10 protein-coding genes are annotated in these 12,156 nt (G+C 62.2%); 4 read left to right on the top strand and 6 right to left on the bottom strand.

Features of this window, described 5'->3' with window-relative positions; translation table 11 throughout:
* Positions 1–20: 20 nt before the first annotated feature.
* Positions 21–962 (bottom strand): Flp pilus assembly protein CpaB, encoded by a 942-nt coding sequence (gene cpaB, locus CXF97_RS09585; protein ID WP_101158265.1) that lies wholly within the window; start codon positions 960–962, stop codon positions 21–23.
* Between the two features lie 328 nt (positions 963–1,290).
* Between cpaB and CXF97_RS09580 the strand changes: the two genes are divergently transcribed.
* Both CXF97_RS09580 and CXF97_RS09575 read left to right on the top strand, forming a co-directional pair.
* Positions 1,291–1,491 carry a Flp family type IVb pilin gene (locus CXF97_RS09580; protein ID WP_178081171.1) on the top strand — a complete coding sequence of 67 codons (201 nt, stop codon included), beginning with the start codon at positions 1,291–1,293 and terminating at the stop codon, positions 1,489–1,491.
* 80 nt (positions 1,492–1,571) lie between these two features.
* Entirely contained in the window at positions 1,572–1,979 is a 408-nt protein-coding gene (locus CXF97_RS09575; RefSeq protein ID WP_101158263.1) for a response regulator, read from the top strand.
* Positions 1,980–2,705: 726 nt separating this feature from the next.
* On the opposite strand, the gene CXF97_RS09570 is transcribed toward CXF97_RS09575, so the two are convergent.
* From CXF97_RS09570 to CXF97_RS09550, 5 genes are all read right to left on the bottom strand, one after another.
* Positions 2,706–3,053, bottom strand: coding sequence for a DUF6124 family protein (locus CXF97_RS09570; protein ID WP_101158261.1), 348 nt, complete (start codon positions 3,051–3,053; stop codon positions 2,706–2,708).
* 438 nt (positions 3,054–3,491) lie between these two features.
* The gene (locus tag CXF97_RS09565; RefSeq protein WP_101158260.1) at positions 3,492–5,162 is read right to left on the bottom strand and encodes a ShlB/FhaC/HecB family hemolysin secretion/activation protein; all 1,671 of its coding nucleotides are present in this window, start codon (positions 5,160–5,162) and stop codon (positions 3,492–3,494) included.
* 132 nt (positions 5,163–5,294) lie between these two features.
* Positions 5,295–6,902, bottom strand: a complete 1,608-nt coding sequence (locus CXF97_RS09560; protein WP_101158250.1) for a collagen-like triple helix repeat-containing protein — start codon at positions 6,900–6,902, stop codon at positions 5,295–5,297.
* A gap of 303 nt (positions 6,903–7,205) precedes the next feature.
* Positions 7,206–8,060, bottom strand: coding sequence for a MaoC/PaaZ C-terminal domain-containing protein (locus CXF97_RS09555; protein WP_101158248.1), 855 nt, complete (start codon positions 8,058–8,060; stop codon positions 7,206–7,208).
* Between the two features lie 2 nt (positions 8,061–8,062).
* Positions 8,063–9,415 (bottom strand): 3-oxoacyl-ACP reductase, encoded by a 1,353-nt coding sequence (locus CXF97_RS09550; RefSeq protein ID WP_101158246.1) that lies wholly within the window; start codon positions 9,413–9,415, stop codon positions 8,063–8,065.
* A gap of 237 nt (positions 9,416–9,652) precedes the next feature.
* Here CXF97_RS09550 and CXF97_RS09545 point away from each other — a divergent pair, with 237 nt between their 5' ends.
* Together CXF97_RS09545 and CXF97_RS09540 are read left to right on the top strand one after the other, a co-directional pair.
* Positions 9,653–10,930 (top strand): acetyl-CoA C-acetyltransferase, encoded by a 1,278-nt coding sequence (locus CXF97_RS09545; protein WP_101158244.1) that lies wholly within the window; start codon positions 9,653–9,655, stop codon positions 10,928–10,930.
* Between the two features lie 277 nt (positions 10,931–11,207).
* On the top strand, positions 11,208–12,104 hold the full coding sequence (locus CXF97_RS09540; RefSeq protein WP_016771829.1) for a PA4780 family RIO1-like protein kinase: 897 nt from the start codon (positions 11,208–11,210) through the stop codon (positions 12,102–12,104).
* Positions 12,105–12,156: the final 52 nt, after the last annotated feature.

Below are 12,156 nucleotides of genomic sequence, written 5' to 3'. Positions count from 1 at the left end.
GCACGTGAATCCTTGCGCAGTCATGGGGTTTGTTGGCTGATCTGATTGCCGCGAATGATTTCCACCGCAGGCCTCGGCGCCGCGCCGGCACTCGCGGTGGCAGGTGCTCGCTGGGCACTGCCCAGGGCGAGTTGGGTGAACTGGAAGAGCTGGCTGTTGGCGCGATCCAGGTGCACGGGCGATTGCGTTTCGCCGGCCCAATATTTGGCCAGCCGTTGTTCTTCGCTGCTGCGCACCGCGAGGCGTAACGTGCCGACCTGGGTTGCCAGCATCAGACGACTGAGCAGTTGTTCCGGCACCGCCAGCACCACGGTGCGCGCGGCGATGCGGCGTTGGTCCTGTTTGATTTTTTCTTCGGCACTGAGGCTGGGCGAAGCCGGTTGGCCGTCATTGGTCAGGCCGTACTGATCGCCAATGCCGAGCACGCGCAGAGCCGGAATGGCGATCTGCGCCGACTGCTGCAGGTTGCTTGCATCCTCGCGCAGGTACAGCAGCACATCGACGTAATCGCCCGGCAGCAATTGCCCGGCAGCACCGATCACTTCATCGACGGCCACGGTCAGCGCGCGTTCATCGCGGCGGATCATTCGCGCCAGCGCACCGCCGGCCTGGAAGCTTTCGTCATTGAGCCAGGTGCCGGCGCTGAGGTGGCGCCATGGCGTGCGGCCCACTGCCTGTTCGACAGTGGCCAGGCTGCCGGCCGGTGCGCTGCGCAGTTTTTCCACGGTCACGTCGGCGGCGGTCAACGGCGTGAACGGCGGCACGTCATGCAGCAGCATCACTACCGGTTGGCGGGTCTGGTCTGCGGCAATCGCGACAGTCTGTTCAACGCTGACCGCTGATGCCACGGGCACGTCGACGACCGGGGCCGGCTGACGGCTGAGCACGAGTCCCCAGTAGCCGACGAAAACTGCCCCCAGCAACAGCAACGCGGCAAGGCCCATGGTGACGCGACTGTTCATGACGGCTCTCCCTTTCCTGCTGCACAACCGACTGCATTTGCTTGCGAAAGGCGGACTGCTTCGGCAGTTATGAACATGCAACTATTTCGCTATTTCCAAGCTAGCTGATCCAAGCAAAAGCGCCATTAATGACAGGCAAATAACCCACCAAAGTCTGGGTCCTGCCCAATTGACTGCTGCAAAGGGCCGAGACACGCAGGGATTAATGCTTTGTGATTAATGCGTTCTTACAGTTGTTGCGCGGGGGTTTGTTGACAATGCTCAAGTGGCACGGTGGAACCTTGCCGCGGTGGTGATGTCGGCGCCAGAGGCGCGAAGGAGTGGAGCTATGTTGGGTCTGAATCTGGATTATGTGATCGCCAGGGCTCGCGCGTTTGCCCGCAGCGAAGAGGGGGCTTCGGCGATCGAGTATGCGATTGTGGTGGCGATGGTGGCGGTGGTGGTTGTGGCATTCATAACGCCGATCGGGGAACGGATCCTGGCGATATTCGACAGCATTCTGAATGCACTTCCGGCTGCGACTCCTTAGGGCGTTGCGGACGTGTGAACACTGCACCTGGCTGATATCGCACTACACTGGATTAATTCTTCAGCATTCAGGTATTGCCCATGAACGCGTCTTCGTCGTCCCGCCAACAACTGCTTCTGGTTGATGATGAAGAAGACGCGTTGCTGGAGTTGGCAGAGTTGCTGGAGGGGGAGGGGTTTGCCTGTCATACCGCGACGTCGGTGAAGCTGGCATTGCATCATCTGACCCGGCATCCGGATATTGCTTTGGTGATTACTGATCTGCGCATGCCGGAGGAGTCGGGCATGTCGTTGATCAGGCGGTTGCGTGAGCATACGTCGCGGGAGCATTTGCCGGTGATTGTGATGTCGGGGCATGCGGATATGGAGGATGTCAGCGATATGTTGCGGTTGCAGGTGCTGGATCTGTTTCGCAAGCCGATTTATCACGTGAGGTTGTTGGAGACTCTCGATAATCTGTTTCCCAAGCCTCGGGTCGAGGTCGTGTGACTCGGCGGCCTTTGGGCCGACCGTGTTCTTGGGGGTGGGTGAATATCCGTTCCTGCGGGTGTTGCGGCTGGCGGTTTCGCCCTTACGGCGACTTACTTTTTTTACAAACGCCCGGAATGCCGACCCAGTAAAAAAGTAAGCAAAAAAACGCTTGCTCCTACGTTCGGCCCTCGCAGGCTCGGGTTCCTTCGCTGCGGGATCGATCCGGGCGCAGCGGCTACGGTTTGCTTCGCTGCACCTCCTTGCGCTGTGTCTGGCTGCGCCAGACGGTCGCTGCGCTCCCCCGCCCGGATCAATCCCTCCACTCAGCCTTCCGACGTCGCCGGTGGATCAAGATCAAAAGCTTTACTGGAGCTAACGCTCATCGTGTAGGAGCTGCCGAAGGCTGCGATCTTTTGCTTTTGCTTTTGCTGTTCTGTGGGAGCGAGCCTGCTCGCGAAGGCGGCCCGGCAGCCGACCTGTTCTTGAGTCTTACGCGATCCAACTGTAGGAGCTGCCGAAGGCTGCGATCTTTAGCTTTTGCTTTTCTGCGGAAGCGGGCTTGCTCGCGAAGGCGGCCTGCCCGCCGACCTGTTCTTGAGTGTTACGCGATCCAACCGTAGGAGCTGCCGAAGGCTGCGATCTTTAGCTTTTGCTTTTCTGCGGAAGCGGGCTTGCTCGCGAAGGCGGCCTGCCCGCCACTACATCTCTCTATGACTCACCACCTGCAACTGCTTTTCCCTCCCGTCACTCAGGCACCAGCCTGTCCAGTACGCGGTTGACCGCCAGTTCGCCCAGCATGATCACTTGCTGTATCCCCAACAGGGAGCTGCGCTGCGGTCCATCGATAAATCCGGCGAGGTCGCTGGCCATGATGCTCGCCGAGGCCAGTGATTCGCAGGCATGTACCAACAGGGTTTCGTTATCCGCAGCCGGGTCGACGAGGAACAGGGTGCTGGGTTTGCGCGGTGCGGCGGGGTCTTTGATGAGGCGGGGGTTGAGGTAGTAATCGATGGCGCGGTCGGCGGCTTCCTTGAGCTTTTGCGCTTCGAGGAGCGGATCGGCAACGGGTGGATCGGGCGTTATCTTTTTCACGGGCTCAGTCTCCTGATGGAGTAGGGCCGCAACCCGTTCGCGACTAAACGAAAGGGAGGCAGCTGCACGCAGGTTAGTCGACCGATGAGCCACGAAATCGGCGCGCCCGGAGGCGCCCTGCGCACAGCCACCATCAAGTGCAGGTATGCAATACCTGGCTGACAGGGACCTGTGCGGCGTGGACAAGCGGGCGACTAAACCCGACCACTGATGAGCAGTGGCAGGCAAACGATAGAACCCGCGCCCCAGGCGCACAAGCCGGCGGATTCTGGCGTAGCCGTAGGCAATGGCGCAAGGATTTGTGGGCTGTTGCTAGGTAACGGGGCGTGTGTTTAAACGGCTGGTTTAAGCGGTGCGATAACTCGGTTGAATAGCCCGAACCATTTCACGAAGAGGGTGTGTCAGTTGAAAGACTCCCGACTGACACGCCGCCGCTTCTCACAACTGATAACTGAAACTGATGCTGTACCGCGGCTTGCGATTGAACGTGTCCAGCGCTTCATCGGACATGGCCTTCGCCACTTCCAGGGCCACGTTGTAATACCTGGCATCACCAAAGCGCAGCCCGAGGGCAGTCGATGACAGGTTGTTGGCCTGCACCGGCAGTTGGTTGAACCAGCTGCGCGAGCGGTCGAGCACTACGTAGGGTTGCAGGATGCGCACCCAGTTGCCGTCGCGGTTGTAGCTGTAGTTGACCTCGTAGGCCACGCCCCAACCCTTGTCGCCCGAGGCCTGATCGTCGGGGTAGCCGCGGCCGAAATTCTGCCCGCCGAACACCGCGCGTTCGCTGTCGGGCAAGGTGTCGTCGCTCCAGTACAACGCGGCCGAGAGCACGCCTTGCCAGTTGTCGAGAAACTTGTCGCTCTGCACGCCGGACAGGCGCACGCGGAAGAAATCCAGATCGATGTCGTCATAGTTGGTGCTTGCGCCGAGGCTGTCGAAGCCCTGGTAAACGCCGGCGCTGAGGATGCGCAGTTGGCGGGCGTCGGCTTTGCGCCAGTCGCCTTCGAAGGCGAGGGCGCGGACGTCGGTGCGCAGTTCGGTGCTGAAGGGAAAGTTGATGCCGTCGTAGCGTGTCTTGTCGTCGACCGCATACAGGCGCGAGCCGGCGGTCAGCAGTTCGTTGGCGGAGGCGATCAGGGGCGTGCTGAAGCCGATCGAATAGCGATCGTTCTCGCGATGGGTACTCAGGCGTCCGCCACCGCCCACCAGCACTTCGGTGTTCGGGTCGGCGCGGTAACGCGAGGCCGAAACGTTGAGTTGCGTGCCCTCGGTGTCGAGGAACTGACTGTAGTCGAGACGGTAGTAATGTTCTTTGTCGTCGCCCGGCGGGAACAGGCCGCTGAGGCTCAACTGTTCGCCCATCGAGGTTTGCGAATTGCTGCTGACACCGAGCAACGCCTGCGGGCCGTTGCGGTTGTCTTCGGTGGTGCTCAGGGTACTGGTGAACGGTTTGCGACTGGCCTGGGCAACCAGAGTGGTCGCGCCATCGGTGGTGCCCGGCGGTGGCACTTGCGCTTGAATGGTTACCCCGGGAATGCGGCTCATCAGCGTGGTGTAGCGCTCGAAGGTCTTGCGCGTCAGCGGGCGTTCGGCCTGGATTTTCGCGGCGAGTTTGTCGAGCTGGCCTTTGACCCGGCCAATGTCGCCCTGCATCTGGATATCGCGCACGTAGCCCTCGACCAGCACCACGCGGGCCACGCCGTCATCGAAGTTCTGTTGCGGCAGGAACGCGTACGACAACAGATAGCCATCCTGCTGATAGCGGCGGGTGATGTTGCGCGTGGCTTCGATCAGTTCGGCAAGGCTGGCCTGGCGGCCGATCAGAGGCTTGTAGATTTGCGCGAGTTCGTTGAGCGGATAGATCGTGCCGCCTTCGATCTGCACGGTCTTGAGGTTGACCCTGGTTTCCATCAGCAGTGGCTGTGCGGCGGTCGCGCCCGGGTCGGGCACTTGCAGCGGTGCCGCGCTCGGGCGATAGGCGTCGGCGGGCAGGTTGGGTACGGGCAGGTTGCGCGTGGTTTCGTTACTGTTGAGAAAGCTGGGCAAGGTGTCGGCGAGGGCAACGGAACTGAGGCTCAGGCACAGCAGGGATGCCAGGACGCGCATAGGACACTCCATGGTCAGGACACAGCACGAGGCTGATTTTTCCTAAGAAAAAGCGGAAGACTCGTGGGAATCTTCCGCCCTCAACCAAGCGTAGGCGCTGTAGGTAAGGCCGTCGAATCGGCCAGGTGCAATTCAGCGTTGAGTGCCGCTCAACGCACCGGTCAGGCCGCCGAGTACACCGCCCAGACCACCGGTTGCCGTGCCGCCGCTGGTAGCAGTGCCACCGTTGACCAGACCACCCACTGCCGCCACTGTGCCGCCGACATTGCTGACCAGACCGCCGACCGCTGTGGTGACCGGGTTGTTGGTTGCGGCAATCGCCCCGCCGAGATTGCCGACCGCAGCGCCGACTTGACTGGTGATACCGGCAACCGGAGTGCCGAGACCGGTAGCGGCACCCACCTGTTGAGTCACAGTGGTGACGGCGCTGGTGACCGGATTGAGGCCTGCACCGACTGCGGTGCCGACGCTGGCCAGCGGCGAAGTGGTTGCCGTGATCGGCGTGCCCGAGCCTCCAAGTACGGTGTTGAGCGAAGCTATCGTGTTGCCCAGCCCGCCAGCGGTGACGCCGCCGGCACTGACCACGCCGCTGGTGCTGCCGGCATTCAGACCGCTGCCGACGTTGACCACGGCGCCGCCCACGGTTTGCAGCAGACCGGTGCCGCCCAGCCCGCCACCGATGCCACCGATGCCGCCATTACCCGAGCCAGTGCCATTGGACACCAGGCCGCCCGCTTTGCCGACCGCCGTGCCGGTGTTGCTCAGGGCGCCGCCGAGGGTGTTGGTCAGGGCATTGTCGTTGCCGGCATCGGTGAGCTTGCCGCCGAGGCTGTTCACAGTGCCACCGACTGTCGCAATCGCCCCTTTGAGCGGATCACCCAGGCCGGTGGCAACGCCGAGTTTGTCGGTGGTGCTTTCAACCATGGCGATCACTGGCACCAGGCCGCTGCCGAGCTTGTTGGTCAACTGGCTGGTCGGTCCGCTGGTCAGTGAGGTGTTGAGGGTGTCGCCGAGCATGGTGACTTTTTCGCCGATGCCATCGACCAGTGGCGCCACCCGGGTGACTACACCGCCAACGACGGGAACGCTACGGGTCGCAGTGTTCAGTTTGACGCTGAGGTCCGACACGCCGTTGCCAACATCGGAAACCACACCGCCAACCGAGGCCACGGTGGTGGTCAGGCCGTTGGGGTCAGTGGCCAGTTTGCCGATGCCATCAGTGACGCCATCGCCCAAGGTGCTGACCACGTTGCCGGTGGTGTTGGCCACGCTTTGCACGATGCCGCCAGCGACCGGAACAGTGCTCAGCGAATCGCCGATCTGGCCGACGCCATCGCCGACACCGCTGACGGTTTTGCCGACGTCCTGAACAAGTGTTGTGGTTACCAGCGAAGGTGCAGCGGGATTGGTCGGGTTGGTGGGGTCGGTCGGGTTGGTTGGATTGCTCGGATCGGTGCCGCCGCCTGTTCCGCCAGTGCCGCCAGTGCCGCCGGTTCCACCAGTGCCTGCGGTATCGCCGCCGGTGCCACCAGTGCCGCCAGTGCCGGCCGTATCGCCGCCGGTTCCGCCATCCGCGCCACCCGCGCCACCGCTGCCATCGGTGCCCGCTGTGCCGTCCGCCGTCGAGCTGCCCGAGCTGCTGCGATGTCCGCCACCACCGCTGCTGCAGCCGACGAGCCCTACAGAAAGAATCAATGCCAGCGCAATTGCCGATTTGGACCACATCACTTGAGTTTTCATGATTGAGATTCCTGCACCTGTCACAACGTTACGTTGCCTTCGATGGCCCGCCGATCTGTCGTCGTCGATGCCTCGTCCGTGGCTGTAATCTCAGTGGAGGGCAGGTTTTTCACCATTCTCAAGTTGGTATTAACCCGTTTTTATAGCGGGCTCGGCGCTATGCCGAAGGACTAATACCCAGGTGATAAACGCGCAAAAAAAAGCCTTGAAATTCAAGGCTCGGTTTTTTATGAACGCGCCGGCAGGGCGGGGGAAAACGTAAGTGATATACACACAATTGACGGGTTCTCCCCGCGCCGCGGATCAAGCAATCGGTTGCCATTGAGCGACCATATGTTCCAGGTCGCCGGCGCCGACCAGGCGCAATTCACCGCTGGAGCCCGCCGCACTCGCCAGCAATGTCACGTCACTGGGCAGGCGCACCGGTTTGCGGAAATGCACGGCGACTTCCAGATTGGCTTTGGGCAGGTGATCGGAAAGTGCCGCCAGCGTGCGCGCCTTGTTCCACAAACCATGGGCGATCGCCGTGGGAAACCCGAACAGTCTGGCGCTCGCCGCACTCAGGTGAATCGGGTTGTAGTCGCCGGAAACTTTCGCATACTGGCGACCGATATCGGCCGGCGCGGTCCAGCGCGCCACTTCCAGCAAATCCTGAGACGGCTGCCAGTCCTCAGCCAGCGCCTCGCCCTCGAGTTTCACGCCGCGACAGAGCATGCGGCTTTCGGCTTCCCACAACGGCCCGAGTTGATCGTCCAGGGTGGTGAGCAGATCGAATGTCGCGCCTTTGGCATGTGGCTGCAGGTTGTGCACCCGCACGCTGACTTGCGCGCGGCTGATCGCGCCCATTGGCCGCAGCACACGGATGCGGTTGCTCAGGTGAATCAGCCCCAGCAGCGGGAAAGGAAAATCCCTGGCCGTGAGCAATTGCATCTGCAAGGCGAAGGCGAGGATGTGTGGATAGGTCGGCGGCAGCAGGCCGTCATCGACGAACCCGCAGACCTTGCGATAAGCCGCCAGCCGTTTGCCGTCTATATCGACCCAGCAGCGCAGGCCGCTGTCCGGCAGTTGCGTGCCGGTGATTTTGCGTCGCGTCGCTGCGCGCGAATAAAGCCCCGGCAGACTCGGTTCACGATCCAGCGTGTGCCATTCGATGCTCATGCTCATGCCCCCAGAACGCTTTGCCCACAGACTCGTAGCGCTTGGCCGGTGAACGCACCTGTACCCGGTTGCGCCAGCCACGCTACAGCTTCGGCGACGTCTTGCGCCAAGCCGCCCTGGCCCAGCGAACTCATGCGGCGCCCGGCCTCGCGCAGGCCGAATGGAATGTGCGCGGTCATTTGCGTTTCGATGAAACCGGGGGCGACGGCGTTGATGCTGATGCCGCGTTCCAGCAGCATCGGCGCCCAGGCCTGGGCCAGACCGATCAGGCCAGCCTTGCTCGCCGCGTAGTTGGTCTGCCCGCGATTGCCGGCGATGCCGCTGATCGAGGCGAGCAGAACCACCCGTGCGTTGTCGCGCAGGGTGCCGCTGTCGAGCAGGGCTTTGGTCAGCACTTGCGGCGCATTCAGGTTGACGGCCAGCACCGCGTCCCAGAACTCCGGGGTCATGTTGGCCAGGGTTTTGTCGCGCGTAATGCCGGCGTTGTGCACCAGGATGTCGAGGCCCTCGGGCAGGTGTTCGATCAATTGCGCGGCGGCGTCATCGGCGCAGATATCAAGAGTGATTGCGCGGCCACCGAGGCGGGCGGCGAGGGCTTCGAGGTCGGTTTTGGCCGGTGGCACATCGAGCAGAATCACCTCGGCGCCGTCACGGGCCAGGGTTTCGGCGATCGACGCGCCAATGCCGCGTGCAGCACCGGTGACCAACGCCTTGCGCCCGGCCAGCGGTCGGGTCCAGTCGGTGACTGGCGTGGCGCACGCGGTCAGGCGAATCACCTGGCCGGAAACGAAAGCACTTTTCGGCGAGAGGAAGAATCGCAGCGGGCCTTCCAGTTGATCTTCGGCACCGTCGCCGACGTAAATCAGCTGCAACGTGCCTCCGCTGCGCAGCTCCTTGGCCAGTGACCGCGAGAATCCTTCAAGCGCCCGTTGTGCACTGCAAGCGAACGGATCGCTCAGGGTCTCCGGCGCGCGACCGAGGATCACCAGGTGCGCGCTGTGGTCGAGATTCTTCATCAATGGCTGGAAAAATTCGCGCAGTTGTTTGAGCTGGTCGGTGTGCTGCAGTTCGCTGGCGTCGAACACCACCGCTTTGAGTTTCGGCCCGTGGCCGGGGATCCACGCGGTGGCCAGCGAGGGCTCGGTGCCGTAGCTGTAGATCGCATCGGTCAAACGGTTGGCAAACACGCCGATCCGTTCGGCCAGCGGCCCGCCACCGATCAGCAAGGCGCCCTCGATCGGCCGCAGACGCCCGGCTTGCCAGCGTTCCAGCCGCACCGGCGACGGCAGGCCCAAGGCCCCGACCAGACGATGGCCGAAGGATGAGTTGGCGAAGTCGATATAGCGGTCAGACATGGAACGCTCTCCAGAAGTTGGGGTTCAAAGTGTGGACTGCCTGCGGCAATCAATCGTTCGATCGGTGCAATAAGGCCTACGCTGGTTTAGCAGAGTAGACCACTGACCCTGTGGTAGCGGGCTTGCCCGCGATGGCGGAGTGTCAGCCGCTGAAGGGTTGGGAATGCCGCCCCCATCGCTGGCAAGCCAGCTCCCACAGGGTTCCATGTGAATCCGCAAAGTCCACAGGAGTTATTCATGACCCAGCTGCGCCGCGTCGCGATCATCGGCGGTAACCGTATCCCCTTCGCCCGCTCCAACGGACCGTACGCCACGGCCAGCAATCAGGCGATGCTCACCGCCGCCCTCGAAGGCCTGATCGAACGCTACAACCTGCACGGCCAGCGCATCGGCGAGGTGGTGGCGGGCGCGGTGCTTAAATTGTCACGGGATATGAACCTGACCCGCGAATGCGTTCTTGGCTCGCGCTTGTCTGCGGCGACGCCCGCCTATGACATTCAGCAAGCCTGCGGCACCGGTCTGGAAGCGGCATTGCTGGTGGCCAACAAGATTGCCCTCGGTCAGATCGACTGCGGCATCGCTGGCGGTGTCGACACCACCTCGGACGCGCCGATCAGCGTCAGCGAAGGCCTGCGCAGGGTCCTTCTGCAGGCCAACCGCGCCAAGAGCACCGGCGACAAACTGAAAACCCTTCTGCAGTTGCGCCCCCAGCATTTGATCCCCGAATTCCCGCGCAACGGCGAGCCGCGCACTGGCCTGTCGATGGGCGAGCACTGTGAATTGATGGCGCAGACCTGGAATATTCCCCGCGAAGCACAGGATCAACTCGCCCTCGAAAGTCACCATAAACTTGCCGCTTCCTACAGCGAAGGCTGGCACAACGATCTGATGACGCCATTCCTCGGCCTGACCCGCGACAACAACCTGCGCCCCGATCTGACCCTGGAAAAACTCGCCACGCTGAAACCGGCGTTCGAAAAAAGCGCCAGGGGCACCCTGACGGCAGGCAACTCCACGCCGCTCACCGATGGTGCTTCGCTGGTCTTGCTCGGCAGTGAAGAATGGGCTAAAGAGCGCGGATTGCCGATCCTTGCCTACTTGCGCGACGGCGAAACGGCGGCGGTGGATTTCGTCAATGGCACCGAGGGCCTGCTGATGGCCCCGGTGTATGCCGTGCCACGCTTGCTGGCGCGCAATGGGCTGACGTTGCAGGATTTCGATTACTACGAAATTCACGAAGCGTTCGCCGCGCAGGTACTGTGCACGCTCAAGGCCTGGGAAGATGCGGAGTATTGCAAGACTCGACTGGGGCTGGACGCGCCGCTGGGTTCGATAGACCGCAGCCGGCTCAACGTCAAGGGCAGTTCGCTGGCGGCGGGGCATCCATTTGCTGCGACGGGCGGGCGAATTGTGGCGAATCTGGCCAAGCTGCTGGAGGCGGCGGGTCGGGGGCGAGGGTTGATCTCGATTTGCGCGGCGGGCGGGCAGGGCGTCACCGTCATCATCGAACGCTGAGCCGTATTCCAATGTGGAGGCGAGCTTGCCCCCACAAGATCCTCGATGCATGTGCATGTCAGATTCTGTCGCAAATGCCCTTGCCGGCTGGTACCGATCAATGCCACGGTCTCGGCTATGATTCCCAGCGGTCGCTGCGGTGTGACCGCGATTTAACCGGCACAGTGTGTGCATCCTCAAGGTTCACAGGTCGGCAACCCCTCCCCGTCGGGCGAGGATTGCCGTATAACGAGTGACATTCGCGTGTTTGGTAATAAAGGACCCACAATAAAAGCTGATGAAGACTCCAAAACGCATTGAACCCCTGATCGAGGACGGTCTGGTCGACGAAGTGCTGCGTCCACTGATGAGTGGCAAAGAGGCAGCTGTTTATGTAGTGCGCTGCGGCAATCAGTTACGTTGCGCCAAGGTCTACAAGGAGGCTAACAAACGCAGTTTCCGCCAGGCGGCCGAATATCAGGAAGGCCGCAAGGTTCGCAACAGTCGTCAGGCGCGGGCCATGGCGAAGGGGTCCAAGTTCGGTCGCAAAGAGACCGAAGACGCCTGGCAGAACGCCGAAGTGGCGGCGCTGTTCCGCTTGGCCGGCGCCGGTGTGCGAGTGCCCAAACCCTATGACTTCCTCGACGGCGTGCTGTTGATGGAGCTGGTGGCCGACGAATTCGGCGACGCCGCGCCGCGTCTGAACGATGTGGTACTTGAGCCGGATCAGGCGCGCGAATATCACGCGTTCCTGATCTCGCAGATCGTGCTGATGTTGTGTACCGGTCTGGTGCACGGTGACCTCTCCGAGTTCAACGTGCTGCTGACACCGACCGGCCCGGTCATCATCGACCTGCCCCAGGCAGTCGACGCTGCGGGCAACAACCATGCGTTCAGCATGCTCGAACGTGACGTTGGCAACATGGCTTCGTACTTCGGCCGTTTCGCGCCGGAATTGAAGAAGACCAAGTACGCCAAGGAAATGTGGGCATTGTACGAAGCCGGCACCTTGCACCCGAACAGTGTGCTGACCGGCGAGTTCGACGATCCGGAAGACCTGGCCGATGTCGGCGGGGTGCTGCGAGAGATCGAAGCGGCGCGCCTGGACGAGGAACGCAAGCAAGCCATTCGCGCGGCGGACGACGCGCCGAAAGGCAAACCCGAAGAACCGCCTCCACCGCCGTGGATGCAGTGATCGCTTAATGGAAAACCCGGCTTCGGCCGGGTTTTTTTGTGCCTGGGCTATT

The organism is Pseudomonas sp. Choline-02u-1, from assembly GCF_002836515.1.
Lineage (GTDB): Bacteria > Pseudomonadota > Gammaproteobacteria > Pseudomonadales > Pseudomonadaceae > Aquipseudomonas.
Note: the sequence above shows the minus strand (reverse complement) of the source record. Positions and strands in the feature narration are given on the sequence as shown.

What these genes read in the sequence shown, in the direction of transcription:
- CXF97_RS09540 (WP_016771829.1), top strand. Translation starts at nt 11,208, where the DNA reads ATGAAGACTCCAAAACGCATTGAACCCCTGATCGAGGACGGTCTGGTC.
- CXF97_RS09550 (WP_101158246.1), bottom strand. Translation starts at nt 9,415, where the DNA reads ATGTCTGACCGCTATATCGACTTCGCCAACTCATCCTTCGGCCATCGT.
- CXF97_RS09575 (WP_101158263.1), top strand. Translation starts at nt 1,572, where the DNA reads ATGAACGCGTCTTCGTCGTCCCGCCAACAACTGCTTCTGGTTGATGAT.
- CXF97_RS09560 (WP_101158250.1), bottom strand. Translation starts at nt 6,902, where the DNA reads ATGAAAACTCAAGTGATGTGGTCCAAATCGGCAATTGCGCTGGCATTG.
- CXF97_RS09580 (WP_178081171.1), top strand. Translation starts at nt 1,291, where the DNA reads ATGTTGGGTCTGAATCTGGATTATGTGATCGCCAGGGCTCGCGCGTTT.
- CXF97_RS09545 (WP_101158244.1), top strand. Translation starts at nt 9,653, where the DNA reads ATGACCCAGCTGCGCCGCGTCGCGATCATCGGCGGTAACCGTATCCCC.
- CXF97_RS09565 (WP_101158260.1), bottom strand. Translation starts at nt 5,162, where the DNA reads ATGCGCGTCCTGGCATCCCTGCTGTGCCTGAGCCTCAGTTCCGTTGCC.
- cpaB (WP_101158265.1), bottom strand. Translation starts at nt 962, where the DNA reads ATGAACAGTCGCGTCACCATGGGCCTTGCCGCGTTGCTGTTGCTGGGG.
- CXF97_RS09555 (WP_101158248.1), bottom strand. Translation starts at nt 8,060, where the DNA reads ATGAGCATCGAATGGCACACGCTGGATCGTGAACCGAGTCTGCCGGGG.